Origin of the sequence: Xanthobacter sp., assembly GCF_041911315.1 — a bacterium.
GTDB lineage: Bacteria > Pseudomonadota > Alphaproteobacteria > Rhizobiales > Xanthobacteraceae > Xanthobacter > Xanthobacter aminoxidans.
This window is the reverse complement of record NZ_JAYRPE010000093.1, coordinates 1-25,225: the sequence shown is the minus strand read 5'-3', so window position 1 is coordinate 25,225 and position 25,225 is coordinate 1. Positions and strand designations below refer to the sequence as shown.

The 25,225-nt window shown below is 67.3% G+C and carries 25 protein-coding genes; 12 read left to right on the top strand and 13 right to left on the bottom strand.

The annotated features are described in order from the left end of the window. Positions 1 to 88 precede the first annotated feature (88 nt). Positions 89 to 826 carry a tRNA (guanosine(46)-N(7))-methyltransferase TrmB gene (locus tag ACE3QW_RS25210; RefSeq protein WP_374254847.1) on the top strand — a complete coding sequence of 246 codons (738 nt, stop codon included), beginning with the start codon at positions 89 to 91 and terminating at the stop codon, positions 824 to 826. A 9-nt stretch (positions 827 to 835) separates the two neighbouring features. Here ACE3QW_RS25210 and ACE3QW_RS25205 read toward each other — a convergent pair whose 3' ends face one another. From ACE3QW_RS25205 to hemE, 9 genes are all read right to left on the bottom strand, one after another. After that, the gene (locus tag ACE3QW_RS25205) at positions 836 to 1,702 is read right to left on the bottom strand and encodes an NAD-dependent epimerase/dehydratase family protein (protein WP_374254846.1); all 867 of its coding nucleotides are present in this window, start codon (positions 1,700 to 1,702) and stop codon (positions 836 to 838) included. Then, positions 1,699 to 2,586 carry a lysophospholipid acyltransferase family protein gene (locus tag ACE3QW_RS25200; RefSeq protein WP_374254845.1) on the bottom strand — a complete coding sequence of 296 codons (888 nt, stop codon included), beginning with the start codon at positions 2,584 to 2,586 and terminating at the stop codon, positions 1,699 to 1,701. The genes ACE3QW_RS25205 and ACE3QW_RS25200 overlap by 4 nt, the downstream gene beginning before the upstream one ends. Positions 2,587 to 2,633: 47 nt before the next feature. Then, positions 2,634 to 3,017: a transcriptional repressor gene (locus ACE3QW_RS25195; RefSeq protein WP_374254922.1), complete on the bottom strand. Its 384-nt coding sequence runs from the start codon at positions 3,015 to 3,017 to the stop codon at positions 2,634 to 2,636. Between the two features lie 154 nt (positions 3,018 to 3,171). Continuing rightward, entirely contained in the window at positions 3,172 to 3,648 is a 477-nt protein-coding gene (locus ACE3QW_RS25190; protein WP_374254843.1) for a GNAT family N-acetyltransferase, read from the bottom strand. Then, entirely contained in the window at positions 3,645 to 4,328 is a 684-nt protein-coding gene (gene tsaB, locus ACE3QW_RS25185; protein ID WP_374254920.1) for a tRNA (adenosine(37)-N6)-threonylcarbamoyltransferase complex dimerization subunit type 1 TsaB, read from the bottom strand. The genes ACE3QW_RS25190 and tsaB overlap by 4 nt, the downstream gene beginning before the upstream one ends. 128 nt (positions 4,329 to 4,456) lie before the next feature. Continuing rightward, positions 4,457 to 5,017, bottom strand: coding sequence for a NifU family protein (locus tag ACE3QW_RS25180; RefSeq protein WP_024281426.1), 561 nt, complete (start codon positions 5,015 to 5,017; stop codon positions 4,457 to 4,459). A gap of 265 nt (positions 5,018 to 5,282) precedes the next feature. Then, complete coding sequence (rho, locus tag ACE3QW_RS25175) at positions 5,283 to 6,554, bottom strand: transcription termination factor Rho (RefSeq protein ID WP_024281427.1); 1,272 nt, start codon at positions 6,552 to 6,554, stop codon at positions 5,283 to 5,285. A gap of 292 nt (positions 6,555 to 6,846) precedes the next feature. After that, positions 6,847 to 7,272 (bottom strand): protoporphyrinogen oxidase HemJ, encoded by a 426-nt coding sequence (gene hemJ, locus ACE3QW_RS25170; RefSeq protein ID WP_374254840.1) that lies wholly within the window; start codon positions 7,270 to 7,272, stop codon positions 6,847 to 6,849. 26 nt (positions 7,273 to 7,298) lie between these two features. Continuing rightward, positions 7,299 to 8,345: a uroporphyrinogen decarboxylase gene (gene hemE / locus ACE3QW_RS25165; RefSeq protein WP_374254838.1), complete on the bottom strand. Its 1,047-nt coding sequence runs from the start codon at positions 8,343 to 8,345 to the stop codon at positions 7,299 to 7,301. 337 nt (positions 8,346 to 8,682) lie between these two features. On the opposite strand from hemE, the gene ACE3QW_RS25160 reads away from it, so the two are divergent. The 5 genes from ACE3QW_RS25160 to dnaQ all read left to right on the top strand — a co-directional run bounded on the left by ACE3QW_RS25160 (position 8,683) and on the right by dnaQ (position 12,439). After that, positions 8,683 to 9,537 carry a pyruvate, water dikinase regulatory protein gene (locus ACE3QW_RS25160; protein ID WP_250165499.1) on the top strand — a complete coding sequence of 285 codons (855 nt, stop codon included), beginning with the start codon at positions 8,683 to 8,685 and terminating at the stop codon, positions 9,535 to 9,537. A gap of 122 nt (positions 9,538 to 9,659) precedes the next feature. Continuing rightward, a complete protein-coding gene (locus ACE3QW_RS25155; protein WP_374254836.1) occupies positions 9,660 to 10,259 on the top strand; it encodes a Maf family protein in 600 nt (199 codons plus the stop codon). After that, positions 10,256 to 11,104 (top strand): shikimate dehydrogenase, encoded by an 849-nt coding sequence (locus ACE3QW_RS25150; protein ID WP_374254835.1) that lies wholly within the window; start codon positions 10,256 to 10,258, stop codon positions 11,102 to 11,104. Before ACE3QW_RS25155 ends, ACE3QW_RS25150 begins: the two co-directional genes overlap by 4 nt. 3 nt (positions 11,105 to 11,107) lie before the next feature. Next, positions 11,108 to 11,707, top strand: a complete 600-nt coding sequence (gene coaE, locus ACE3QW_RS25145; RefSeq protein WP_374254833.1) for a dephospho-CoA kinase — start codon at positions 11,108 to 11,110, stop codon at positions 11,705 to 11,707. A gap of 9 nt (positions 11,708 to 11,716) precedes the next feature. Next, positions 11,717 to 12,439, top strand: a complete 723-nt coding sequence (dnaQ, locus tag ACE3QW_RS25140; RefSeq protein ID WP_374254831.1) for a DNA polymerase III subunit epsilon — start codon at positions 11,717 to 11,719, stop codon at positions 12,437 to 12,439. Between the two features lie 194 nt (positions 12,440 to 12,633). Here the strand turns inward: dnaQ and ACE3QW_RS25135 are convergent, their stop codons facing one another. Then, positions 12,634 to 14,646 carry a thioredoxin domain-containing protein gene (locus tag ACE3QW_RS25135; RefSeq protein ID WP_374254829.1) on the bottom strand — a complete coding sequence of 671 codons (2,013 nt, stop codon included), beginning with the start codon at positions 14,644 to 14,646 and terminating at the stop codon, positions 12,634 to 12,636. Positions 14,647 to 14,784: 138 nt separating this feature from the next. Between ACE3QW_RS25135 and mnmE the strand changes: the two genes are divergently transcribed. The 5 genes from mnmE (at position 14,785) to ACE3QW_RS25110 (ending at position 20,654) form a co-directional block, all read left to right on the top strand. After that, positions 14,785 to 16,095 carry a tRNA uridine-5-carboxymethylaminomethyl(34) synthesis GTPase MnmE gene (gene mnmE / locus ACE3QW_RS25130; RefSeq protein WP_374254827.1) on the top strand — a complete coding sequence of 437 codons (1,311 nt, stop codon included), beginning with the start codon at positions 14,785 to 14,787 and terminating at the stop codon, positions 16,093 to 16,095. A 102-nt stretch (positions 16,096 to 16,197) separates the two neighbouring features. Further along, the gene (gene mnmG / locus ACE3QW_RS25125; RefSeq protein ID WP_374254825.1) at positions 16,198 to 18,075 is read left to right on the top strand and encodes a tRNA uridine-5-carboxymethylaminomethyl(34) synthesis enzyme MnmG; all 1,878 of its coding nucleotides are present in this window, start codon (positions 16,198 to 16,200) and stop codon (positions 18,073 to 18,075) included. Positions 18,076 to 18,118: 43 nt separating this feature from the next. Beyond that, on the top strand, positions 18,119 to 18,775 hold the full coding sequence (gene rsmG, locus ACE3QW_RS25120) for a 16S rRNA (guanine(527)-N(7))-methyltransferase RsmG (RefSeq protein WP_374254823.1): 657 nt from the start codon (positions 18,119 to 18,121) through the stop codon (positions 18,773 to 18,775). Positions 18,776 to 18,879: 104 nt separating this feature from the next. Beyond that, on the top strand, positions 18,880 to 19,734 hold the full coding sequence (locus ACE3QW_RS25115; protein WP_024281439.1) for a ParA family protein: 855 nt from the start codon (positions 18,880 to 18,882) through the stop codon (positions 19,732 to 19,734). Positions 19,735 to 19,760: 26 nt separating this feature from the next. Continuing rightward, the gene (locus tag ACE3QW_RS25110; RefSeq protein WP_374254822.1) at positions 19,761 to 20,654 is read left to right on the top strand and encodes a ParB/RepB/Spo0J family partition protein; all 894 of its coding nucleotides are present in this window, start codon (positions 19,761 to 19,763) and stop codon (positions 20,652 to 20,654) included. Between the two features lie 105 nt (positions 20,655 to 20,759). Here ACE3QW_RS25110 and ACE3QW_RS25105 read toward each other — a convergent pair whose 3' ends face one another. After that, positions 20,760 to 21,224, bottom strand: coding sequence for a MucR family transcriptional regulator (locus ACE3QW_RS25105; protein ID WP_024281441.1), 465 nt, complete (start codon positions 21,222 to 21,224; stop codon positions 20,760 to 20,762). Positions 21,225 to 21,919: 695 nt separating this feature from the next. On the opposite strand from ACE3QW_RS25105, the gene recR reads away from it, so the two are divergent. Beyond that, entirely contained in the window at positions 21,920 to 22,525 is a 606-nt protein-coding gene (recR, locus tag ACE3QW_RS25100; protein ID WP_029556322.1) for a recombination mediator RecR, read from the top strand. Between the two features lie 28 nt (positions 22,526 to 22,553). On the opposite strand, the gene ACE3QW_RS25095 is transcribed toward recR, so the two are convergent. After that, positions 22,554 to 23,324: an outer-membrane lipoprotein carrier protein LolA gene (locus tag ACE3QW_RS25095; protein ID WP_374254820.1), complete on the bottom strand. Its 771-nt coding sequence runs from the start codon at positions 23,322 to 23,324 to the stop codon at positions 22,554 to 22,556. 341 nt (positions 23,325 to 23,665) lie between these two features. Beyond that, positions 23,666 to 25,225, bottom strand: a 1,560-nt coding sequence (locus ACE3QW_RS25090; RefSeq protein ID WP_374254818.1) for a DNA translocase FtsK, incomplete at its 5' end; no start/stop codon positions are given.

Below are 25,225 nucleotides of genomic sequence, written 5' to 3'. Positions count from 1 at the left end.
CTGCCACCGTCGCATCTTGACCCATCTGTGTTGACCCACCGGCCGGATTGCCCTGCAGTCCGGCCGGTGCCTTTTTCAGCATGACCCCATGAGCCAGCAGCCGAGCGAACACCAAATCCAGTCCGCGCCCCTCCCCGCCGCCGCCACGGACTTTGAGGCGCGTGGCGCCTTCTATGGCCGGCGCATCGGCAAGACGCTGCGTGGGCTGCAGCAGGACGCCCTCACGCATCTGCTGCCGCGCTACAAGGTCGATCTCGACGCGGCGTCCGTTCCCGCCAGCCTCTTTCCCGAACCGAGGCAGGGATATTGGCTGGAAATCGGCTGCGGCTGCGGCGAGCACCTGATCGACCACGCGGCCCGACGGCCCGAGATGGGCTTCATCGGGGCCGAGCCCTTCCTCAACGGCCTTGCCAGGATGCTGGTGGATCTCGACGCCCGCGGTCTCGCCAACGTGCGGGTCTTCGACCTCGACGCGGCGCTGCTGCTCGACCGGCTGCCCACGGCAAGCCTCGATGGCGTCGATCTTTTCTATCCCGATCCGTGGCCGAAGAAGCGGCATTGGAAGCGGCGCTTCGTGCGTCCCGACAATCTCGACCGGCTGGCCCGTGTCATCCGCCCCGGCGGCGTGTTCCGCTTCGCGTCCGACGTGCCGCATTATGTGGGCTGGACCCTTGCCCATGTGCGTGCGCACGGCGCCTTCACATGGACGGCGCAGCGGGCCGACGACTGGCGCAAGCCCTATCCGTTCTGGCCCGGCACGCGATACGAGGCCAAGGCCATCACGCAGGGCCGCGTACCCACCTACCTCACCTTCGTGCGGCGCTAGAACCTGCGCTCAAGCGCCCGCCGCGTGGAGCGCGGATAGCCCCTCGCGGTAGGTGGGATAGCGCAGCGTCACCCCCAGTTCTTCCTTGAGCCGGGCATTGCCGACGCGCTTGTTGCCGGACCAGAAGGAAAGGGCCATGGGGCTCATCTCCCGCGCCGCCTCATCGAAGGGAATCGCCGGCGGTGGGTCCATCCCCAGCAGCTCCGTAGCATAGGCGATGGGATCGCCGGGCGGGGCGGGCAGATCATCGGTGACGTTGAGGATGCCGTCGTAACGGTGCGCGATCGCCGCCCGGATCGTGCAGACGATATCGTCCACATGGATGCGGTTGAACACCTGCCCCGGCTTGTCGATGCGCCGGGCCTCGCCCGCGCGCAGCTGAACCATCGCGTTGCGCCCGGGTCCATATATGCCGGCAAGGCGCAGCACCGCGACCCGGACGCCGTGCCTGCGGCCGAAGGCCTGCCAATCCGCTTCCGCTTTCAGCCGTCGTTCGAGGCGCGCGCTGCCCGCGCGCGGCGGGGTCGCCTCGTCCACCCAGGCCCCGTCGTGGTTCCCGTAGACCCCGAGCGTGGTGAGATAGACCACCTGCCGCAGGCGGCCGGCGGCGAGGGTTTCCGCGGCGCAACACAGGATAGGGTCGCCCCGATCGTCCGGTGGAGCGGACGCCAGCAGAATCTGGACATCGCCCAGAGCCGCCGCGAGACCATCCCCAAGCGTCCTGCCATCGAAGGCGAAAGCCTCCACGTCGGGCGGAAAGGTGGAGAGGCGGGCCGTGTTCCGCGCTGTGCCGATGACGCGGCCAAACGCCGCGCGATCCTCGGCCAACAGGTGCCGGGCGCAATAGCCGAAGCCGATGGCGGCGAGCGAGATCATGACCGGTTGATGCCGGAGGTGCGGGCGTCCGGCAAGGGGCCCGACGCGTCAGCATCTGCCGCCCGGCCGGCGAGGGCGCTGGCGCACAGCCGGCGCACCGTCGCCTCGCTCTCGCGCGTCACGCTTTTGCGGTCGTGGGCGGCATCGAGCCGCACCGGCGCGCCGAAGGTGACTTCCACATCGATGGCGCCGTGGCGCAGCACGTCCATCAGATGCGGGGCCAGCTCCATATCGCCGAACCAAGCGGCCACGGGCCGATGGCTGCGGCCCATGGGCAGGCCCTGAAGCCGGACATAGGACACGGCGAGGGGCTGCACCACCACCTCCGCCCCGGCGGCGAAGGCCTCGCGCGCAGCGCCCACCAGGGCGGTGCGGAATGGCAGCACGCGGTTGCCGTCGCTCGACGTGCCCTCGGCGAACAGCACCACGGGGTCGCCATCGGCGAGGCGATCGGCAATCTCCCGGTTCACCGCGCCGGTGGCATGGCGGCGCTGGCGATCCACGAAGACGGTGCGCTGGAACTTGGCGAGAAGGCCGATGAGCGGCCAGCCGGATACCTCGCTCTTGGCCACGAAGAACAAAGGCGTGAGCGAGCCGACCACGGGGATGTCGAGCCAGGAGGCGTGATTGGCGAGGATCAGCAGCGGACGGTCCGCAGCCGGCGTGCCGCGGACATGGACCCGCACGCCGATGAGCCGCAGCAGGATGCGGTGATAGAGCCGCGGAATGTGGCGGCGGGCATCGAGACCGAGCTTCAGCGAGATCCACTGAAGGGGAATGCCGACCAGCGTCACCCCGCCGACCACGCTGAGCACGCCGGCAAGCCGCAGGCGGTCCATCAGGCGCGAAAGGGCGGGCTGCTCCGGCCCGAGGGGCGGCAACAAATGACCGTCGCTGGAAGCGGGCGCCGACGGTCGCCCGCCGGGAGGCGTCACTGCTTCTCGTCCTCGTCGAGCGGCACCGCATAGAGCTCGAGGCGGTGGCCACGGAGCTTGAAGCCGAGTTCGCGAGCGATCTGCTCCTGCAGCGCCTCGATCTGCTCGGAGCGGAATTCGATGACCTGACCGGACCTGAGATCGATCAGGTGGTCATGGTGCTCGTCGGGCATCTGCTCGTAGCGGGCCCGGCCGTCGCCGAAATCGTGCCGCTCGATGATGCCGGCGTCCTCCAGCATCTTCACGGTGCGATAGACCGTGGAGATGGAGATGTTGTCGTCGATGGCCACGGCGCGGCGGTGCAGCTCTTCCACGTCGGGATGATCCTGCGCGCCGGACAGCACGCGGGCGATGACCCGGCGCTGCTCGGTCATCCGCATGCCCTTGGCGAGGCAGGCTTCCTCAATGAGGCTGATCTTTCCGCTCAAGCGGGACCTCCGCGACGACCCAGGGACATTCCTCTGCCTTATCGCGCCGCCGCTTCCGCGCCGCAAGGGGGCGGACAAAGGCTTGCCAAGGCTCACTTGCCGAAGCTCAAAAGTCGCGGCGCAGCAGCAGCGCGTCGGCGCCGCCCGCATAATAGCCCCTGCGCCGGCCCACCTCGCCATAGCCAAGGCGCGCATAAAGCGTACGGGCGGCTGCATTGCCTTCCTCCACCTCCAGGAAAGAGGTGGAGACGCCTTCGGCGGCGAGGCGGGCCAGGTGGAAGGAGACCAGCGCCCGGCCAACGCCCCGGCGGCGGCGGTCGGTGACGACGGCGACGGTCAGGATTTCCGATTCGGGCGTCACGCAGTGGGACAGGATAAAGCCCACCGGCGGCTTGCGGGGGCCAAGCGTCGCCACATGGGCGCGCACGGCGCGGTCGGCAAGCAGCCGCTCGAACTCGTCGGCGTCCCAGCCGCGCGCGAAGGCGCGGGCGTGGATGGCGGTAAGATGGGGGATATCCGCCGCGGTCGCGGCCCGCAGCAGTGGCGGGCGGGGCGGGAACAGACGGTCGAGCAGGCGTTTCATCGGCGGGCGATGCGGGCCTTGTCCTGCGGCTTGGCATCGGGGGGCCGCAGGTAGAGCGGGCGCGGCGCGGCCGCTTCGGGATCGGCGACGGAACCGAGACGGGCAACCCATGCCACGTCGGGGGCCGGCGTATCGTCGACCAGCTCCGGCAGTTTTTCAGACGGCGGCCAGGCATCGGCCACGAGATTGGCCCCGGAGCCAACGATCCGCACCGCACCGATGGCCACGGAGCGCGCCGCCTCCCGCACGCTGGTGATGCGCGGGGCGATCAACGTGCGTCCGCCGACACCAAACATCTGGAGGAACACATGGCCGTGGCGGGCATCGATGGCGGACACCACCGGCACGGCATCGTCATGGGCAAGATAGGGTGCGGCGAGGGCGGCCAGCGTCGTCACGCCCACCACCGGCCGATTAGAGGTGAGGCCGAAGCCGCGGGCGGCGGACAGGCCCACCCGAAGCCCGGTGAAGCTGCCGGGTCCCACCGTGACGGCAATGCGGGCGAGGTGCTCGAAATCGATGCCGGCGGAGCTCATCACCTGCTCCACCAAGGGGATCAGCGTCTCCGCATGTCCCCGCTCCATGAGCAGCGAATCGCCCGAGACGATGCTGTCCGTCTCGGTGTCGAGCACCGCGGCGGAGCAGGCGGCAAGCGCCGTGTCTATGGCGAGGACATACATGAACGCGGGCACCCCGATCGCCGCCACGATCAACCGAAACCGTGGCGGGGGGAAGCGACCCGGCACGCTCACTTTCGGGAAAGGTTAATGAGACCGTTCCCGAATACCGTCAAACCGGGTCCGCGTCGTCAGACAGCCCGGACTTCCGCCACTTCCGGCACAAAATGCTTCAACAGGTTCTCGATGCCGTTCTTTAGCGTGGCCGTCGAGGAGGGGCAGCCCGAGCAGGAGCCCTTCATGTTGAGGAAAACCACACCATTCTCGAAGCCGCGGAAGGTGATGTCGCCGCCATCATTGGCGACCGCCGGGCGCACGCGCGTCTCCAGCAGCTCCTTGATGGTGGCGACGATCTCGCCGTCCTTGGCGTCGAAGAACTCATCGCCGTCGCTGACATCCGGCTTCACGCCCTCGGACAGGACCGGAGCGCCGGACATGAAGTGCTCCATGATGGCGCCGAGAATGGCCGGCTTGATCTGCGGCCACTCGCTGTCAGCCTTGGTCACGGTCACGAAGTCCGAGCCGAGCATCACCGCCGACACGCCGCGCACGTCGAACAGGCGCTGGGCGAGCGGGGAGAGATCGGCATCCTCGGCCGAGCGCAGATCGAGAACGCCCTCGCCCAGCACCGAACGGCCGGGCAGGAACTTCAGGGTCGCCGGGTTCGGCGTGGTTTCCGTCTGGATGAACATGGCCAATCCTCAAAAGAAACGGTGCGGGGAAAACCCGCCGGTTTCTCTCAAGATAGGGAGGACGCCGCGAAACGGGAAGGGAGCTATCCGGGATCGTCCCGAATTGACACGCCCCGCTCCAGCTTCACCGAACAGGGGCGGAACGAAAGGCGCGCGAATCACACGCCGGTTTCGGTTGGCCATTTGTTCCGCGGGGACAGGGCCGGGCTGACCCGGCCCCTTTTGAGGGAATGAACGCTCGTGAACGAGCGCTCAGGTGTTCCGCTCAGGTATTCATGGAGTCGAAGAAGTCCTGGTTGGTCTTCGTCTGCCGCAGCTTGTCGAGCAGGAACTCGATGGCGTCCACGGTGCCCATCGGATTCAGGATGCGGCGCAGGACATACATCTTCTTGAGCGTGTCGGCGGGAACCAGCAGCTCTTCCTTGCGGGTGCCGGACCGGGTGATGTCGATGGCCGGGAACACGCGCTTGTCGGAGACCTTGCGGTCCAGGATGACTTCCGAATTGCCGGTGCCCTTGAATTCTTCGAAGATCACCTCGTCCATGCGCGAGCCGGTCTCGATGAGGGCGGTCGCGATGATGGTGAGGGAGCCGCCTTCCTCGATGTTGCGCGCCGCGCCGAAGAAGCGCTTGGGCCGCTGGAGGGCGTTGGCGTCCACGCCGCCGGTCAGCACCTTGCCGGAGGACGGCACCACGGTGTTGTAGGCGCGGCCGAGGCGGGTGATGGAATCCAGGAGGATCACCACGTCGCGGCCATGCTCGACCAAGCGCTTGGCCTTCTCGATGACCATCTCGGCCACCTGCACGTGGCGCACGGCCGGCTCGTCGAAGGTGGAGGAGACCACCTCGCCCTTCACCGAGCGCTGCATGTCGGTCACTTCCTCGGGCCGCTCGTCGATGAGCAGCACGATCAGGAAGCATTCCGGATGGTTGGCGGTGATGGACTTGGCGATGTTCTGCAGGAGCACCGTCTTGCCGGTACGGGGCGGCGCCACGATCAGGCCACGCTGGCCTTTGCCGATGGGCGCCACGATGTCGATGATGCGCGGCGAGAAGTCTTTCTTGCTGCCGGTCGGCTCATCGTGCTCAAGCTTCAGCCGCTCGTCGGGATAGAGCGGCGTCAGATTGTCGAAATTGATCTTGTGCCGCGACTTCTCAGGGTCCTCGAAATTGATCGTGTTGACCTTGAGCAGCGCGAAATACCGTTCGCCCTCCTTGGGGCTCCGGATCTGCCCTTCGACCGTGTCGCCGGTGCGCAGGCCGAAGCGGCGGATCTGGGAGGGGGAGACGTAGATGTCGTCCGGACCGGGCAGATAATTGGCCTCGGGAGAGCGCAGGAAGGCAAATCCATCCTGCAGCACCTCGACGACGCCCTCGCCGATGATCTCCGTCTCGGTGGCGGCCAGCTGCTTGAGGATCGCGAACATCAGCTCCTGCTTGCGGAGCGTGCTGGCGTTTTCCACCTCATTCTCCTCGGCGAAGGCGAGGAGCTCGACGGGGGTCTTGGACTTGAGGTCTTGAAGTTTCACTTCCCGCATAAGGGAAAGCCTCGATGGGTATTGGGGGGCCGGGTGCCGATCGGTCAGGATCGGGGTCGGCTCGTGGGGGGAAGGACGGGATCGCAGGTCTTCAGGGGAAGCCGGGGGCACGCAGCTCGCCGCCTGACGCGCCGGCCGGACCAAGACGGCTCCACCAGGACAGCGTCTTCAAGACGACGCCACGAGCGGATGCCGGACCGAAAGGAAGCGCGTTCGCCTGCGTTTGGGAAAGCACGCGCAAGATAGGCGTGCCTTCAGGGGTGCGCAAGTCCCCCTAAAGGCGTGGGTCGGATCAAAACGGTTTGACCACCACCAGAATGACGATGGCGATCATCAGCAGCGTCGGCACCTCGTTGGCGATACGGTAGAAGCGCGCCGGCCGGGTGTTCCTGTCCTCGGCGAATTCGCGCACCCAGCGCACCAGGAAACCGTGCATGGCGGACATGGCCAGCACCAGTGCGAACTTGGCGTGAAACCAGCCCGCCTTGTACCAGCCGCCCTCGTACACGAGCCACAGGCCGGCCAGCCAGGTGACGATCATCGCCGGGTTGATGATGGCCTTGAGCAGGCGGCGCTCCATGACCTTGAAGGTCTCCGACTGCACCGAGCCGATCTCGGCGGCGCAGTGGTAGACCATGAGGCGCGGCAGATAGAGCATCCCCGCCATCCACGCGATGACGGCGATGATATGCAGCGCCTTGATCCACTCATAGAGCATTGAAACAAAGGCCTTATCTGTCCCGGTCAGCGGGCGCGGCGCACCAGCTCGACGAACTTTTCCACATGCTCCAGCGGCGTCTCCGGACGGATGCCGTGGCCGAGGTTGAAGATGTGGCGCACCCCGTCGAAATCGGCACGGATGCGCTCCACCTCCTCCTCCAGCGCGGCACCGCCGGCGATCAGCCGCAGCGGATCGAGATTGCCCTGGAGCGCCACGTCGTCGGAAAGCCGCTGGCGTGCCGCACGGCGATCAGCGGACCAGTCGAGACCGATGCCGTCGATGCCCACGTCGGCGAGCGCCTCCAGCGCCTCAAGGGTCGCCCCCTTGGGAAAGGCGATGATCCGGACATAAGGATGCTTCGCCTTGAGCCCCGCGACGATGCGGCGCAGGGGTTCAGCGCACCAGCGCTCGAAAGAGGCCGGGTCGAGCACGCCCGCCCAGGTGTCGAAAATCTGCACCGCGTCGGCACCGGCTTCCACCTGTCCCGACAGATGGGTGATGGAGGCCTCCACCAGCCGATCGATCAGCTCCTGGAACAGCTCCGGCTCACGCAAGGCGAGGAGGCGCGCCGGCGCCTGATCGTCCGTGCCCTGCCCCGCCACCATGTAGGTCGCCACCGTCCACGGTGCGCCGCAGAAGCCGATCAGCGCCGTCTCGGTGGGAAGCTGGGCTCGCACGTCGGCGATGGCCTCATAGACCGGCCCCACCTTGGCCGGATCGAGCGTATCCGACAGTGCAGACAGCGCGGCGCGATCCGCAACCGGTGTCAGGCGCGGACCTTCGCCGGCCTCGAAGCGCAATCCCGTGCCGAGCGCATGGGGGATGACGAGGATGTCCGAGAAGATGATGGCCGCATCGAAGCCGTAGCGGCGGATGGGCTGGAGCGTCACCTCGGCGGCGAGGCGCGGCGTGTAGCACAGGGTCAGGAAGTCGCCGGCCTCCGCCCGCACGGCACGGTACTCCGGCAAATAGCGTCCGGCCTGACGCATCATCCAGAGCGGAGGCGGGTCCTGGATCGTGCCGTCGAGAACCGAAAGGAAGCGCGATCGCGTGGCTGGAGAGCGGTCCATCCCGTTCCTTCAATCAAAGAGAGATATTTTTAAAAGAGAGAGTCTTTGTTGTCTTAACGGTTGATTAACCAGTTGCCGGCTCGTCGACAACCGATCCACAGCGGAACCCATAGCCGACACGCGACTTGCCGCGGATGCGAAGCCGGCGAAAGGCAGGTTAACAAAGGATTAACGCACCCCCTGCGGAAACCCGTCCACATCGACGCACAGGGCGGGATGGGAATCTCTCCCGCAGGGTGATCGTGTGGATGGATTTCGGACTTATCCAGAGGCCGCCCTTGCAAGGGGCCAGAACGCGTGCCTTCCTCAACAGCCTTCCACAGGAGCGGTGGACAAAGTGACTCAGTCGAAGCCTGGCGAGGCCTATTTCCACCTCCACCTCGTGTCGGACGCCACGGGCGAAACCCTGATCAACGTTGGCCGGGCGGCCAGCGCGCAATATGCGAACGTGCTGCCCATCGAACACGTCTACCCGCTGGTTCGTTCCATGAAGCAGCTGGAGCGGGTGCTGATCGAGGTGGAGTCCAATCCCGGCATCGTCCTCTTCACTCTGGTGGACAAGGACATCCGCAGCCGTCTGCGCTCGCGCTGCGAAGAGCTGGGCCTGCCGCATCTCTCGGTGATGGCGCCCGTGGTCCGGCTGTTCCAGTCCTATCTCGGTGGTGAGCCGACGCCGCGGGTGGGTGGCCAGCACGCGCTGGATGCCAGCTATTTCAAGCGCATCGACGCCCTCAACTTCACCGTCATGCATGACGACGGGCATCTCACCGAAGACCTCGAGCATGCCGACGTGGTGCTGCTCGGCGTCTCCCGCACCTCCAAGACGCCGACCTCCATCTATCTCGCGAACCGGGGGATCAAGGCGGCGAATATCCCCCTCGTGCCCAACGTCCCGCTGCCGCCGAACATCGAGAAGCTGAAGAAGCCGCTGGTGGTGGGCCTCGTCGCCAGCCCGGAACGCATCGTCGAGATCCGCCAGAACCGGTTGCTGGGGCTCAATGCCGTGGAGACGGGATCATCGACCTATACCGACCGTGAGGCGGTTTCCGAGGAATTGGCCTTCTCCCGCCGCCTGTGCGCGCGCAACGGATGGCCGCTGATCGATGTCACGCGTCGCTCCATCGAGGAAACCGCGGCCAACATCCTCAGCCTCTACAGCGATCACCGGCGCCGCTCCATCGCTGAAACCTGAGGCCGCCAAAGCTGAGGCGTGGCGCCCGATCGGGCTGCGCTTTGGTTTGCATCGCGGACGCAGGCGTGAGATCAGCGCAGTGCGTCATTTTTTGACGGCAGCGCAACAGAGGAGAGACGATCGTGTGGCGTGGCGAACAGCCGCTCGTGCTCGCGTCCAAAAGCGCGACCCGGTTGACCCTTCTCGTGCATGCGGGCTTGCCCGTGGAAACCGTGGCTGCCGACGTGGACGAACGCGCCCTCCAGGACGCCGCCGGTGAAATGGATCCGGCCGGCATCGCCCTTCTGCTCGCGCGGGCGAAAGCGTTGTCGGGATCGAAGGCCGCGCAGGGGCGGCTCGTGCTGGGTGCCGACCAGACCTTGGCGCTGGGGCCGAAAATCTACCACAAGCCGGTCTCGGTCGAGGCTGCCCGCAAGCAACTGCTGGAACTCGCAGGCCAGACCCATGCGCTGCATTCGGCGGTCGCCGTGGCGTGCGACGGAGAGGTGCTGTTCGATACGGTGGTGAGTGCTTTTCTCACCATGCGCCCGCTCACCGAAGAGACCTTGAGCGCCTATTTTGCGGCGGCCGGTCCCCGGGTTCTGACCTCGGTCGGCGCCTATCAGCTGGAATCGGTGGGGGTGCATCTCTTCACCCGGGTGGATGGAGATCACTTCACCATTCTCGGCCTGCCGCTGCTGCAGCTTCTGCCCTTCTTCCGCGAGCAGGGGCTGCTGCCATGACGGTTCGGGCCTGTGTCACCGGCCAGCCCGTCACCTATTCCCGCTCGCCGCTGCTGCACGGCTATTGGCTGAAGGCCTATGGCATCGATGGCGCCTACGAGCGCGAGGAGGTGCCGCCGGAGACGGCGGCGGATTTCTACCGGAGCCTCGCCGCGCGCGGCTATGCCGGCTGCAACGTCACGCTGCCCAACAAGGAGATCGCCTTTTCCGTCCTCGACGAGGCGGATGAGAGCGCGGCCGCCTTGGGTGCGGCCAATACCCTCTGGCTGGAGGGCGGCAAGCTCCACGGGGCGAGCACGGACGGCTATGGCTTCATCGCCAATCTCGATGCCTCCGCTCCCGGCTGGGACGGCGCCCGCAACTGCGCGCTGGTGATCGGCGCCGGCGGGGCTTCGCGCGCGGTGGTCCATGCGCTGGTCGGCCGAGGCTTCGACCGGGTGGTGCTGGCCAATCGTACGCTGGAGCGGGCCGAGACGGTGGCATCCCTCTTCGGGCCGCGCGTGCGCCCGCTCGCCTTCGACCGCATCGCCGAGGTGATGGGCGAGGCGGATATCCTCGTGAACTGCACCTCGCTGGGCATGAAGGGATCGGACCCGCTGACGCTCGATCTTGGCCGGCTGCGCCCCGAGGCGGTGGTGAGCGACATTGTCTATGTGCCGCTCATGACGCCGTTGCTCAAAGCTGCGTCCGCCGCTGGCTTCCGCACCGTCGACGGGTTGGGCATGCTGCTGCACCAGGGCGTACCCGGTTTCCGCCGCTGGTTCGGCGTGACACCCGAGGTCACGCCGGAGCTGCGGGCGGTTCTGGTGGAAGACCTTCGCGCCAAGGGGCAGCTGGAGGCCTGAAAGATGTGGGTGCTCGGCCTTACGGGCTCCATCGGCATGGGAAAGTCAGCCACCGCGCAGATGTTCCGGGCGCTGGGCGTGCCGGTGCATGATGCCGATGCTTCGGTCCACACGCTCTATCGGGGTGCGGCGGTGGCACCGGTCGAGGCGGCTTTTCCCGGCGTGGCCCGTGACGGTGTCATTGATCGTGCGGCGCTGGGCGCCCAGGTGCTCGGTGACGCGGAGGCGATGAAGCGGCTGGAAGCCATCGTCCATCCTTTGGTGCGTGAAGCCGAGACGGCTTTTCTCACCAAGGCGCGGGCGAGCGGAGCGCGTCTGGCTGTTCTGGACATTCCGCTTTTGTTCGAGACGGGCGGAGACAGACGGGTGGATGCCGTAGCTGTGGTCAGCGCGTCGAAAGCTGTGCAACGCGAGCGCGTGCTCGCCCGCGCGGGCATGACGGACGAGAAATTCGCGACCATTCTCGCCAAGCAGATGCCGGACGGCGAGAAGCGTCGCCGCGCCCATTTCGTCATCGATACCGGGCGTGGTTTTGCCGCCGCCGAACATCAGGTGGCCGGCATCGTGCGCGCTTTGTCGGGGCCGGGCCGGCGGAAGGGGTGAGGGGAAGCCATGCGCGAGATCGTGCTCGACACCGAGACCACGGGCCTCGAGGCCTATGGCGGCGATCGGCTGGTGGAAATCGGCTGCGTCGAGATGGTCAATCGCATCCTCACCGGCAACGTCTTCCACGTCTATATCAACCCCCAGCGGGACATGCCGCAGGAGGCGTTCAACGTGCACGGCTTGTCGGCGGAATTTCTGTCCGACAAGCCGATCTTCTCGCAAGTTGCTGATGAATTCCTGGAGTTCATCCAGGAAGATACTTTGGTCATCCACAACGCGGCGTTCGACATCGGCTTCCTGAATGCCGAGCTGGAGCGCCTCGGCCGCCCGTCCATCGCCCGCGACCGGGTGATCGACACGCTGGCGCTGGCTCGCCGCAAGCATCCCGGCGGCGGCAATCGTCTCGACGACCTGATGAACCGCTATGGCATCGATTCGTCGCGTCGGGTGAAGCATGGCGCGCTTCTCGATGCCGAGCTTCTGGCCGAGGTCTATAGCGAACTGCTCGGCGGACGGCAGGCGACCCTCATCGGCCTGGTGGAGGAAAGCACCGAGGCGCCGCGCCTGGTGGTCGAGGCGCGCGCCGCACACCCCCGCCCCGTTCCGCTACCCGCGCGAATCAGTGCGGCCGAATCGGAGGCTCATGCCGCCTTCGTCGCGGCACTGGGTGAGAAGGCGATCTGGCTGAAATATGCCGACACGCCCGCAGCGGAGAAGACGGCGAGCTGAGTCGGTGACGTCTGCAGCCAGAGATGATTTTTACAACCGAATTTCAATCAAAAGTTGATCGATTGGGAAGGCCTCTGGCGGCGAAATTGCCATCGGTCCGGCTCGTTGGTCATCCGGTTTTTCCCACCCGCTGGTGACTCTCCCAGGCGATTTTAGAGGGCGGGGTCTTCCGGTGGCGCCTCGCAATGGGGCTTTCAGCCCAAAATCGCCGCCACTGCCGCCTTTATCCCGTCCGGCTCGGTCACGGGCAGTGAACAGCGCTCTCCGACGCACACGAAGGCCGCTCCCCCCTCAGGGGCGGACGCGATCCGGGCTGCCGTGACGCTTCCGACAGGCGCCGCCACCCCTTCGGCGCGCACCACGACCCGGAGCGGGAACGGGACCTTGAGCGCAGCCTGGGCCAGCGCCTCCCCTTTCGCACCGGTGGTGACGATCTCGGCGAGGCCGAGACGCGTGGCGATGGCGTTCAGGGTGGCGCCATGGGCGAGCACGTTGCGCGCGGCCGCGCCCGACAGGCCGGTGAGAATGCGGTCCGCACGCATGCGCAGACTGTCATCCCCGGTGAGGGCCGCAAGCCGGATGAGGGCATCGGCGGCGACCGCATTGTAGTTCGGCACTGCCTCGTCATGGGTCGCCGAGGGCCGCACGATGAGGCTGTCCCCGTCGTCCGCGGTGAGGAAGTAGGTCCCCGTGGCGGGGTCCAGGTGGTGCTTTTCCAGCGCATCGAGGAAGGTTGCCGCCAGTCGGAAGGGCGCCTTGTCCCCCGTCGCCTCGGCCAGCGCGATGCCGGCGCGGGCCATGGCCGCGAGGTCGGAGGCGAGGCCCGGCATCACCATCTTGTCCCCGCACCAGGAGTGCGCGAGCCGGCTGTCCTTCACCATGTGCGCCGTCACCGCGCCGAAGGCCGTGCGCGCGAGACCGATCCATTCCTCCTCGCCCAGGAAGGCACCGGCGCGGGCGAGCGCGGCGATCATCAGGCCGTTCCAGTCGGCCAGCACCTTGTCGTCCCGCCCCGGCCGCACCCGCCCCGCCCGGCGCGCGAGCAGCTTTTCGCGCAGGGGCACGAGCCGCGCCTCGTCCTCGGGGGAAATCACGCCGGCATCGGTGCGGTTGAGGATGTTTCCTTCCTCCCAGTTGCCGGCCTTCGTCACGTCGTAGATGCGGGCGAAGAAGGTGGCGTCCTCAGCCCCCAGCACTTCCTCGATCTCCGCCAGAGACCAGACGTAGAAGCGCCCCTCGTGGCCTTCCGAATCGGCATCGAGGCTCGCCGTGAAGGCGCCGGAGCGGGCCAGCATCTCTCGCTTCAGCCAGCCGACCGTCTCGCGGGCACGCCTGAGGAACAGGGTGTCGCCGGTGTCGGCATAGGCGAGCGCCAGCAGCTCCAGCAGCAGCGCGTTGTCGTAGAGCATCTTCTCGAAGTGTGGGACGAACCAGATCTCGTCCACCGAATAGCGGGCGAAGCCGCCGCCGAGATGATCGTAGATGCCGCCCTCGCACATGCGGTTCAGCGTGAGCGCGACCAGCGCCTTCATGGCATCGTCGCGATTGCGGGTGCCGGCGCGCCAGAGGAGTTCGAGCAGGCCCGACTGGGGGAATTTCGGCGCGCCCTTCAGGCCGCCATGCACTGGATCGATCAAGGGCACGAGGCGCCGGGCGGCATCGTCGAGATCGTCCATGCCGATGGCGACGCCTTCCGTCGGCTGGGCCGCCTTCTTCAGCCGGGCGAGGATCGCCTGCGTGTTCTTCTCCACCTTCTCCGGGCTCTCGGAGAAGACGGATGAGACCTGCTGCAACACCTCGGTGAAGCCGGGCCGGCCATAGCTCGCCTTGGGGGGAAAATAGGTACCGCCCCAGAACGGCCGGCCTTCGGGATCGAGGAACATGGTGAGCGGCCACCCCCCGCTCTGCCCCAGCTGCTGGAGCGCGGACATGTAGATCTGGTCCACGTCCGGCCGCTCCTCCCGGTCCACCTTGATGTTCACGAACAGCGCGTTCATCAGGGCAGCGATTTCGGGATTCTCGAAGCTCTCGTGGGCCATCACATGGCACCAGTGGCAGGCCGCATAGCCGACCGACAGGAGGACGGGCCTGCCGGTGGCGCGCGCCTCGGCGAACGCCGCCTCCCCCCAGGGCCACCAATGCACCGGATTGTCCTTGTGCTGGAGCAGATAGGGGCTCGTCTCGCGGGACAGGCGATTGAGGCTCATGTCGGAAATCCTTCGGCTTCGGCCGGCTTTGAAGGCAACGTGATCGCAGGATAAAGGTTCGGGCGAAGAAACGGGGTGCGGGGCATCTGGTTCAGGACGCCGTGCAAATCCGCAGCCACTCGTCTGGAGGATCAGGCCATGTCCGGTGAAACCACCAGCGATACCATCTTCGCTCTGTCGTCCGGGCGTCTGCCGGCTGGCGTCGCCGTGCTCCGCCTTTCGGGGCCGGAGGCCGGCGCCGCGGCGCTGGCGCTCTCAGGCGCCCTGCCCCCGCCGCGCGTGGCCCGCTATTCCGCCCTTCATCATCCCGCGACGGGCGAGGAGCTGGATCGCGGACTGGTGCTCTTCTTCCCAGGCCCGGCGAGCGCCACGGGGGAGGATGTGGTGGAGCTGCATCTTCATGGCGGGCGCGCAGTGGTGGCGGCGGTGCTGCGCGCCCTCGGTTCGCTTCCCGGTCTCCGTCCGGCGGACGCCGGCGAATTCACCCGGCGTGCCCACGTCAACGGCAAGCTGGACCTTGCCGAGGTGGAAGGCCTCGCCGATCTCATCGCCGCCGAGACAGAGGCGCAGCGCCGGCAGGCCATGGCGCTCGCCTCCGGCACTCTCTCCCGCCGCGTGACGGCCTGGCGGGAGGGCCTGGTCTCCGCCCTCGCCCTTCTGGAAGCGGGCATCGACTTTTCCGACGAAGCGGATGTGGCGGAGGATGTGGCCCGGCCGGCGCTGGACCTCATCGGCGGTCTCCATCGCGAATTGCTTGCGGCGCTGGCGGATGCGGCGCGTGGCGAGCGGGTGCGGGATGGACTCGTGGTGGCCATCGCCGGCCCGCCCAATGCGGGAAAATCCTCTCTGCTGAACCGCCTCGCTGGGCGTGATGCCGCCATCGTCTCCCCCATCGCCGGGACGACGCGCGACGTTCTGGAGGTGCATCTGGAACTCGCGGGCCAGGCGGTGACGCTGCTCGACACGGCCGGCCTGCGCGAGACGGTAGACGCTGTGGAAGCCGAGGGCGTGCGCCGGGCGCTCGCCCGTGCGGAGGTCGCGGACGCGGTGCTCTGGCTCAGCGATGAGGGGACTCCGCCGCCCGCCGCCTTCGCCGCCGCCGTATGCGTGCGGACGAAGATCGACCGGGGCGGGCCTGTGCCACACGGCTTCATCGGCCTCTCCACCGTCAACGGAGACGGGGTCGAGGATGTTGTTGCGGCCATTGCGGCGCGGGCCGAGGCGCTGTGCGGCCGAGAGCCGGCGCTGGTGACGCGGGAGCGCCAGCGTCTCGCCCTGGAAGATGCGGCCCGCCATCTGGAGCGGGCCATGGACGGGCATCGCGCGCATGAGGAGCTGCGAGCCGAGGATGTCCGCCTCGCGGTGCGGGCGCTCGACCAGACCATCGGCCGGGTGGATGTGGAGGACGTGCTCGATCGCCTCTTCAGCACCTTCTGCATCGGCAAATGAGCGCCGGGCCGGCGTGTTTCACGTGAAACATTCCGCCCAGCCTTGACGGCGCCCAAGAAGGGGCGTTTCCAGAGGGGCAATATCCCTCTGTCCCGGACCACCATGAACGGAACGACCCACCCGCTCGCCTTCGATGTCATCGTCGTGGGCGGCGGACATGCCGGATGCGAAGCCGCCGCCGCCGCGGCGCGGGTCGGCGCGCGCACTGCGCTTGTCACCCACGCGCAGGCCACCATCGGCGCCATGTCCTGCAACCCCGCCATCGGCGGCCTGGGCAAGGGCCATCTGGTGCGCGAGATCGATGCGCTGGATGGGTTGATGGGCCGGGTCGCGGACCAGGGCGGCATCCAGTTTCGCGTTCTCAATCGCCGGAAGGGCCCGGCCGTGCGGGGGCCGCGCGCGCAGGCGGACCGCAAGCTTTATGCCCGCGCCATGCAGCAGGCTCTGGCCGAACAGCCGGGACTGGACGTGGTGGAAGGCGAGGCCGACGACCTTCTCGTGAAGGATGGTCGCGTGGCGGGGCTGCGGCTCGCCGACGGGCGGGAGATCGCCTGCGGCGCGGTGGTGCTCACCACGGGCACCTTCCTCAACGGCTTGATCCATCTCGGCGAGGACAGCTATCCCGCCGGGCGCATGGGCGAAAAGCCGGCGCTCGGCCTCTCCCCTGCCCTCTCGCGTCTCGGCTTCGCGCTCGGCCGCCTCAAGACCGGTACGCCGGCAAGGCTCGATGGCCGGACCATCGATTGGGCGAGCCTGGAGATGCAGGCCGGCGACGATCCACCCGAGCCCTTCTCCGCGCTCACCACGCGGCTGCCCAACCCCCAGGTGGAATGCGGCATCACCCGCACCACCGATGTGACCCACGAGCTGATCCGGCAGAACCTCTCCCGCTCGGCCATGTATTCCGGGCGCATCGGCAGCACCGGGCCGCGCTATTGCCCCTCCATCGAGGACAAGATCGTTCGCTTCGGCGATCGCGACGGCCACCAGATCTTCCTGGAGCCGGAGGGGTTGGACGATCCCACCGTCTATCCCAATGGCCTGTCCACCTCCCTGCCGGCCGATGTGCAGATCGCCTTTCTGCGCACCATCCCCGGTCTGGAGCAGGTGGCGGTGATGCGGCCCGGCTATGCCATCGAGTACGATCATGTGGACCCGCGCGAGCTTGCGCCGACGCTGGAGACGAAGCGCGTGGCGGGCCTCTTCCTCGCCGGCCAGATCAACGGCACCACGGGGTATGAGGAGGCCGCCGCGCAGGGCCTGCTCGCCGGGCTGAATGCGGCCCGCCGCGCGGACGGATCGGACGGCGTCGTGCTCGACCGGGCCGAGGCCTATCTGGGCGTGATGGTGGACGACCTCGTGACACGCGGTGTCAGCGAGCCCTATCGCATGTTCACCTCCCGCGCCGAATATCGGCTGACCCTGCGGGCCGACAATGCCGACCAGCGCCTGACCGCCCGCGGTGCTGCGCTGGGGCTGGTCGGCGCCGAGCGGCTGGCGCATTTCAACGCGCGCACGCACACGCTGGAGGCGGCGCGCGCCCTCACCCGTGACCTGTCCCTCACGCCGACGGAAGGCGCGCGACACGGCCTTGCCTTGAACCGCGACGGCCAGCGCCGGAGCGCCTTCGACCTTCTCGCCTACCCCGACATCGACATGGCGCGGCTCGCGATGATCTGGCCGGAACTCTCCGCGCTGCCGCCGACAATCGCCGAGCAGGTCGAGATCGACGCGAAGTATGCTGTCTATCTGGAACGGCAGGCCGCGGACATCCACACGCTGCGGAAGGACGAGGCGCTCGCTCTGCCGGAAGAGCTGTCCTATGCCGATCTGCCGGGTCTCTCGAACGAGCTGAAGCAGAAGCTGGAGCGGGTGCGCCCGCGCACCGTCGGACAGGCGGGGCGCATGGAGGGAATGACCCCGGCCGCGCTCGCGCTCATCGCCACCCATGCGCGTCGGGCGGGCGGACGCTCCGCATGATCGGTTCGTTCGGGCTGTGGATCACGGGGATGGAGGTGCGCCGATGAAGGGGGCTGGCGCGGGAGGCGACGACGCGGCGCGTGCTGCTGTCGAGCGGCTGGTTTCACGTGAAACATTCCGCCGCCTCGACCTCATCGCCGAGCTGCTGCGCAAGTGGCAGAAGACCATCAATCTCGTTGCCCCTGCGACCGTGCCGGAGGTGTGGAGCCGGCACATCGCTGATTCGTTGCAATTGATTAACCATGTTCCGGCGGACGCGATCAGGTGGGTGGATCTGGGATCGGGTGGCGGATTCCCCGGTCTCGTGGTTGCCGCCGTTCTGGCGGAGCGGCCGGGCGCGGATGTCCATCTGGTGGAGAGCGACACCCGCAAGTCCGCCTTCCTGCGCGAGGCGGCGCGGGTGGCGGAGCTGCCGGTGCGGGTTCACGCCCAGCGAATCGAGCAGGTCGCGCAGGCACTTGCGCCGGAAACGCAAGTGGTGTCCGCGCGTGCGCTGGCGCCTCTTCCCAAGCTTCTGGAGTTGGCGGAGCCGTTCCTTTCCGCCGGTGCGCTCGGGGTGTTTCCCAAGGGCCGCGACGCCGAACGCGAATTGACCGAAGCCCGCAAAGGCTGGACACTCGATTGCGATCTTCGCGCCAGCGTCAGCGACCGAGAGGCGCGGGTTCTTCTCGTGAGGAGCGCCAGGCGCAGCAGCAAATAGCCACCCCGCCGGGAAGGCGCGCCGACAAGGCCGGCGCCGCCAGGTGGACGTTCTCATCCGCGGGGTCGCGCCCTGCGGAACCAGATCCAAGGGGACCACGGGCCATGAGCCAGGCTGATTATTCCTCGGGAGCCGATCTTTCCCTGCCGGCCGGCGCGCCGCGCGTGCTGGCGCTCGCCAATCAGAAGGGCGGCGTGGGCAAGACCACGACAGCGATCAATCTCGGCACCGCGCTGGCGGCCATCGGCGAGACCGTGCTGGTTGTGGACCTTGACCCCCAGGGCAACGCCTCCACGGGTCTCGGCATCGATCGCCGCTCCCGCAACGTCTCCACCTATGACGTGCTGGTGGGTGAAGCCACCATGCGCGAGACGGTGATGCCGACCGGCGTGCCGCAGCTCTATGTGGCGCCCTCCACCCTCGACCTGTCCGGGCTGGAGCTGGAGATCGCCGCCGAGCGCGATCGCGCCTATCGCCTGCGGGACGCACTCCGGGCGCTCGCGGCCGATCCCGAGGCGCCGCGCTTTTCCTATGTGCTGGTGGACTGCCCCCCGTCCCTGTCGCTCCTCACCGTCAACGCCATGGCGGCGGCGGACGCGATCGTGGTGCCGTTGCAGTGCGAGTTCTTCGCGCTGGAAGGTCTCTCCCAGCTGATGAAGACGGTGGAGCAGGTGCGGGTGGGGCTGAACCCCAGCCTCACCATCCACGGTATCGTGCTGACCATGTATGACGGGCGCAACAACCTGTCGGAGCAGGTGGTGCAGGACGTGCGGCAGTTCATGGGTGACAAGGTCTACGAGACCATCATTCCCCGGAACGTGCGCGTCTCGGAAGCGCCCTCCTACGGCAAGCCGGTTCTGCTATACGATCTCAAGTGCTTGGGGTCACAGGCTTATTTGCGGCTCGCGTCGGAGGTGATCCAGCGCGAACGGGCGGCACGGGCAGCGGCAGCGGCCTGAGGGAAGACCAGAGGGACCGGACGAAGATGGCGGATGAACAGCGCTCCCGGCTGGGGCGGGGGCTTGCCGCGCTGATCGGCGAGATGGGGGAGCCGCAGGCGGCACCGACGCGCAGCTCGGGCACGCGTGGCGGCCCGCGACGGGTGCCCATCGAGCAGGTGAAGGCGAACCCGCGCAACCCGCGCCGCGCCTTTCTGGAGGAGGGTCTGGAGGATCTCACCGCCTCCATCCGCGAGAAGGGCATCATCCAGCCCATCGTGGTGCGGCCGCTGAAGGGATCGGACGCCTTCGAGATCGTCGCCGGCGAACGCCGCTGGCGGGCGGCCCAGCGGGCGAGCCTGCACGAGGTGCCGGTGGTGGTGCTGGACCTCAGCGATCGCGAGGCGCTCGAAATCGCGATCATCGAGAACGTCCAGCGCGCCGACCTCAATCCGGTGGAAGAGGCGCAGGGCTACGAAGCCTTGATGGACGAGTTCGAATACAACCAGAACGAGCTTTCCAAGGTCATCGGGAAAAGCCGCAGCCACATCGCCAACACGCTGCGGCTGCTGAAGCTGCCGGAAGCTGTGAAGGGGCATCTGGCAGAGGGGCGGCTCAGTGCCGGCCATGCGCGGGCCCTCCTCGCCGTTTCCGATCCCGAGAAGGTGGCTCGTGAGGTCATCGCCAAGGGCCTGACGGTGCGGGATGTGGAGGCCCTGTCCAAGGCGAAGACGCCCCCTGCTCCGGTCACGGGGCGCAGTTCGCCGGCCCCTGCCACCGAGCGCAAGAGCGCGGACACCCGCGCGCTGGAGAAGCGGCTGGCCGATGCCCTGGGATTGGCCGTCAGTCTTGAGGGCAAGGGCGAGGCGGGTGAGCTGCGCATCCGCTATGCGAGCCTCGACCAGCTCGATGAGATCTGCCGCAAGCTCGGCCTGGATTGACGTTTACAGGATTGGACAAAGAAAAAGGCCGGGCATCTGCCCGGCCTTGTTTCGTTGAGATCCCGGCCGCGTCTTCTTGTGAGGACGCGGCCAAATCTGAAAAAATCAGGCAGCAGCCTTGCGACGGGTGGTCTTCTTCGCAGGGGCGACGGGCGCCTTCTTGCGGGTCTGGCCGAGGCCCATGTTCTTGGCGAGTTCGGAGCGGGCCGCAGCATAGGCCGGGGCGACCATGGGATAATCCTTCGGCAGGCCCCACTTCTCGCGGTAAGCTTCGGGGGTCATGCCGTAGCTGGTGCGCAGGTGCCGCTTCAGAGACTTGAACTTCTTCCCGTCTTCCAGGCAGATGATGTATTCCGGCGTCACCGACTTCTTCAGCGGGACGGCCGGCTTCTGCTCTTCCACCTGCGGCGCGGCCGGGGTGCCGAGCTGGCCGAGGGCGCGATAGACGGACTCGATGAGACCGGGAAGCTCGGTGGCCGCGACGCTGTTGTTGCTCACATACGCGGCGACGATGTCCGCAGTGAAGTCGATGAAGCTCGGCGACGGAGTATTGGACGCGGAGTCGCTCACGGGAGTCCCTTTCTGTTCTTCGCTATGGCGCGCGGACAATGCGGGAAGCGGCTGGAATGCGACCGGTTCAGGATGAGCCTCGGACACATGCTCCGCCGGGGCTGACGCCGCATCGGCTGACTAAGTTTCACGGTTAATCTATAGCACCTCGTCTTATAAATACAATCGGGTCTCAAAAGTTCTTCAAAAACCAGCAATAGAGCGGGTTTGCGGCTGTCGAGGAGGCGCCGTCGCGCGTTCATCGCGACGAGATGATCCTTGGCAGATCAGCGAATCGATAGGCCGACAGATGAAAACAACGGACCCTGGAAGTGTTCCCGGCTCGCCGGCGCGCAAGGCCGTGCGTCCATAGCCGGGGAGATACTAGGGGGAGGTCGCCACGCCGTGTTCTTCTACGGCGTCCGCGACAAGTACATGCGTCGATTTGTACAACTATCGGCTGCGATGGAGGCCGAGGTTTCCCCCACGTCGGCCCCCTGCCCCGACTGCTTTGGCGAAACGAACCGCGGTCTTGAGCTTGTCGCTAGCGTGGGGCCCCACGTCCTGCCGTTTACGCTGGCGCGGCGGGGCGAACCGCGTTAGGTGGGGCGGGTCCGCTCCGGCCAACGGGCGGCTTCAGGTCTGCGGTTCGGCACGGTTCTCCGGAGCGGCGCCGAACGCCCGAGGGTCTCCCGCGAGATGGGGACGAGGATGCCATGCCACGCGCCGTCGCCGGCCCCGAGATCGAGCGTCTGATCCAGCTTCTGGCCCGGCTGCCCGGCCTCGGCCCGCGTTCGGCGCGCCGGGTGGCACTGCATCTCATCAAGAAGCGCGAGGCGCTGATGGCGCCGCTGGCGACCGCCCTGGGCGACGCGATCAGCAAGATCGTCACCTGCCATACCTGCGGGAATGTGGACGTGACCGACCCCTGCACGGTCTGCACCGATCCCACACGGGACGCACGCATGCTGGTGGTGGTGGCTGACGTGGGCGACCTCTGGGCACTGGAGCGCGCCGGCGTCCTCAACGCTCGCTATCATGTGCTGGGAGGCGTTCTGTCGCCGCTGGACGGGGTGGGGCCGGACGACCTCAACATCGCAAGCCTTGTCACCCGCGTGCACGATCAGGACGTCACGGAAGTCATCCTGGCACTGGGCGCCACGGTGGACGGGCAGACGACCGCCCATTACCTGACCGATGTGCTGCGCGACACCGGAGCCCGTGTCACGCGCCTTGCCCAGGGTGTGCCCGTGGGCGGCGAACTCGATTATCTCGACGAGGGAACACTCTCCGCCGCCATCCGCGCACGCACGCAGATGTGATCGGCGGGCGGGCAGTCGTCCCCAGCTTTCACTGCAGCATCCGCTCGAAATTGATGACGAAGAGCTTCGGGTCGGGGCGCTTGTTCACCTGGATGTTCGACAGGGACACCTGCGTGTCATAGCCCTGCGGGTCGGTAACGACCCACTGCTTGAGGGCCGAGGTCTTGGCATCGAACAGGATCAGGAGCCGGTAGGTGCCGAACATGGGCACGGTTTCCTGCATCACCACCGTCACGAAGCGGTCGTCCTGGAAGATGCCGGTCACGTGCGGTTCGGTCCCGAGGTCGATGCGTTCCGCGAGCAGGAAACGCAGCGGCGTCTGCGACAGGGGCGTGATGTCCTGGGTGTTGAGATTGCGGTCGCGCACGGCCACCGACTGGCCGTTGGAGATCAGCTCCACCGGGCTCGGCGCATCGTATTCGAAGCGCACGCGGCCGGGCTTCTGCATGTAGAAGTCGCCGGTGCGCTTGGAGCCGTCCGGATCGATCTGGGTGAAGGTGCCGGTCATGGACTGCACGGAATTGAAGTAGTTGGTGACGCGGTCCACCGTCGCCTTCGGCGCGCGGCCATCGGCCGGCTGCGCCGCAGCCACGGGGGCGGCGCTCTTCATCTGGCCCTGCGTGCGCAGGAGGTCGGCAGGGGGCTGCACCGTTTGCGCGACGGCCGGGCCGGCCGCGGCCAGTCCCAGCGCCAGCAGCAGGCCGGCGGCGGCGGCGCGGCGCGCCTTCTCCGACAGGGCGCGGGTCTCGCGCTTCGGGCTGCGGGCAAATCGGGTGGCGGCGGAGCGGATGAGCATCATGGGCATCTCTGGCGCAGGGCGTGTCGCTGGCAGGAAGATCATTCCCGACGCTCCGATCCCGCCCCGCGCGGGCTGATCGGATGAACAGGGGTCTAGAGCATTTCCGGCGAATTCCGGTTCGCCGGAAATGCTCTAGGCTTCTGACGATACGCATTTTCTTCACGCGAACCGGAATCCACTTCGCTTGAAAATGCTCTAATACGCAACTTGCGGCCGGGCTATGGCGAACCTGTGGCCTTGCCGACGCCCGGAGAAACCGCCCAGCGCCGCTTCTGTTCCGGTTGGGCCGAAGCTTCAACCGGAACCGGGAACCGCTCAGGCGGGAAAACGACGCGGCACGCTCACTCGGCTGCCTGCTCGGGCAGCAGGATCTCGCGCTTGCCGGCGTGGTTGGGCGAGCCGACGAGGCCCTCGTTCTCCATGCGCTCGACCAGCGAAGCCGCGCGATTATAGCCGATCTGGAGCCGGCGCTGGATATAGGAGGTGGAGCATTTGCGGTCGCGCATCACCACCGCCACCGCCTGGGAATAGAGGTCCATGCCCTCGTCGCCCATGCCGCCCTTGTCGAACACGGCGCCGTCGCCGTCCTCGTCCTCCGCATCCTCGGCGGTCACTGCCTCCACATAAGCTGGGGCGCCCTGGGCCTTGAGGTGCTTCACCACGCTCTCCACCTCCTCGTCGGAGACGAAGGGGCCGTGGACGCGGCTGATGCGGCCGCCGCCGGCCATGTAGAGCATGTCGCCCTGGCCCAGCAGCTGCTCGGCGCCCATCTCGCCGAGGATGGTGCGGCTGTCGATCTTCGAGGTCACCTGGAAGGAGATGCGGGTGGGGAAGTTCGCCTTGATGGTACCGGTGATGACGTCCACCGAGGGGCGCTGCGTCGCCATCACCAGATGGATGCCGGCGGCGCGGGCCATCTGGGCGAGGCGCTGGATGGCGCCCTCGATGTCCTTGCCGGCGACGAGCATCAGGTCTGCCATCTCGTCGACGATGACGACGATGTAGGGCAGGGGCTCGAGGTTCATCTCCTCGCGCTCGTAGATGGCTTCGCCGGTCTCGTGGTCGAAGCCGGTCTGCACCGTGCGGGCGATGGATTCGCCCTTCTCGCTGGCGTCCCTCACCCGGGCGTTGAAGCCGTCGATGTTGCGCACGCCCAGCTTCGACATCTTCTTGTAGCGGTCTTCCATCTCCTTCACCGCCCACTTCAGCGCCACCACCGCTTTCTTCGGATCGGTGACGACGGGGGCAAGAAGATGGGGGATGCCGTCATAGACGGAGAGCTCCAGCATCTTGGGATCGACCATGATGAGCCGGCACTGTTCCGGCTTCAGCCGGTAAAGCAGGGACAGGATCATCGTATTGATGGCCACAGACTTGCCCGAGCCGGTGGTGCCGGCCACGAGCAGATGCGGCATGCGGGCGAGGTCGACGATCACCGGATCGCCGCCGATGGTCTTGCCCAGCGCGATGGCGAGCTTGTGCCCGGTGTCGCCGAAATCCTTGGTGGCGATCAGCTCACGCAGCAGCACCTTCTCGCGCTTCTGGTTCGGCAGCTCGATGCCGATGGCATTGCGGCCCGGCACCACGGCGACGCGGGCGGAGATGGCGCTCATGGAGCGGGCGATGTCGTCGGCGAGGCCGATGACGCGGGAGGATTTGATGCCGGGCGCCGGCTCCAGCTCGTAAAGAGTCACCACCGGACCGGGGCGCATCTGGCCGATCTCGCCGCGCACGCCGAAATCCTGCAGGGTCGTCTCCAGCTCGCGCGCGGTCTCCGACAGTGCCTCCGGGCTCATGGCCGGGGCCTTGGCGGGGGGGGCGGGCGTCAGCAGGTCGAGGGAGGGGTGCTGGTAGCCGGCGCGGCGGCCACCGCGCCGGGCCGCGCGGCGGCGGGCGGCGGG

What these genes read in the sequence shown, in the direction of transcription:
- ACE3QW_RS25180 (WP_024281426.1), bottom strand. Translation starts at nt 5,017, where the DNA reads ATGTTCATCCAGACGGAAACCACGCCGAACCCGGCGACCCTGAAGTTC.
- ACE3QW_RS25110 (WP_374254822.1), top strand. Translation starts at nt 19,761, where the DNA reads ATGGCGGATGAACAGCGCTCCCGGCTGGGGCGGGGGCTTGCCGCGCTG.
- ACE3QW_RS25135 (WP_374254829.1), bottom strand. Translation starts at nt 14,646, where the DNA reads ATGAGCCTCAATCGCCTGTCCCGCGAGACGAGCCCCTATCTGCTCCAG.
- rsmG (WP_374254823.1), top strand. Translation starts at nt 18,119, where the DNA reads ATGAAGGGGGCTGGCGCGGGAGGCGACGACGCGGCGCGTGCTGCTGTC.
- ACE3QW_RS25150 (WP_374254835.1), top strand. Translation starts at nt 10,256, where the DNA reads ATGACGGTTCGGGCCTGTGTCACCGGCCAGCCCGTCACCTATTCCCGC.
- ACE3QW_RS25210 (WP_374254847.1), top strand. Translation starts at nt 89, where the DNA reads ATGAGCCAGCAGCCGAGCGAACACCAAATCCAGTCCGCGCCCCTCCCC.
- dnaQ (WP_374254831.1), top strand. Translation starts at nt 11,717, where the DNA reads ATGCGCGAGATCGTGCTCGACACCGAGACCACGGGCCTCGAGGCCTAT.
- recR (WP_029556322.1), top strand. Translation starts at nt 21,920, where the DNA reads ATGCCACGCGCCGTCGCCGGCCCCGAGATCGAGCGTCTGATCCAGCTT.
- mnmG (WP_374254825.1), top strand. Translation starts at nt 16,198, where the DNA reads ATGAACGGAACGACCCACCCGCTCGCCTTCGATGTCATCGTCGTGGGC.
- rho (WP_024281427.1), bottom strand. Translation starts at nt 6,554, where the DNA reads ATGCGGGAAGTGAAACTTCAAGACCTCAAGTCCAAGACCCCCGTCGAG.
- coaE (WP_374254833.1), top strand. Translation starts at nt 11,108, where the DNA reads ATGTGGGTGCTCGGCCTTACGGGCTCCATCGGCATGGGAAAGTCAGCC.
- ACE3QW_RS25115 (WP_024281439.1), top strand. Translation starts at nt 18,880, where the DNA reads ATGAGCCAGGCTGATTATTCCTCGGGAGCCGATCTTTCCCTGCCGGCC.
- ACE3QW_RS25195 (WP_374254922.1), bottom strand. Translation starts at nt 3,017, where the DNA reads ATGCGGATGACCGAGCAGCGCCGGGTCATCGCCCGCGTGCTGTCCGGC.
- hemE (WP_374254838.1), bottom strand. Translation starts at nt 8,345, where the DNA reads ATGGACCGCTCTCCAGCCACGCGATCGCGCTTCCTTTCGGTTCTCGAC.
- mnmE (WP_374254827.1), top strand. Translation starts at nt 14,785, where the DNA reads ATGTCCGGTGAAACCACCAGCGATACCATCTTCGCTCTGTCGTCCGGG.
- tsaB (WP_374254920.1), bottom strand. Translation starts at nt 4,328, where the DNA reads ATGTATGTCCTCGCCATAGACACGGCGCTTGCCGCCTGCTCCGCCGCG.
- ACE3QW_RS25095 (WP_374254820.1), bottom strand. Translation starts at nt 23,324, where the DNA reads ATGATGCTCATCCGCTCCGCCGCCACCCGATTTGCCCGCAGCCCGAAG.
- hemJ (WP_374254840.1), bottom strand. Translation starts at nt 7,272, where the DNA reads ATGCTCTATGAGTGGATCAAGGCGCTGCATATCATCGCCGTCATCGCG.
- ACE3QW_RS25190 (WP_374254843.1), bottom strand. Translation starts at nt 3,648, where the DNA reads ATGAAACGCCTGCTCGACCGTCTGTTCCCGCCCCGCCCGCCACTGCTG.
- ACE3QW_RS25205 (WP_374254846.1), bottom strand. Translation starts at nt 1,702, where the DNA reads ATGATCTCGCTCGCCGCCATCGGCTTCGGCTATTGCGCCCGGCACCTG.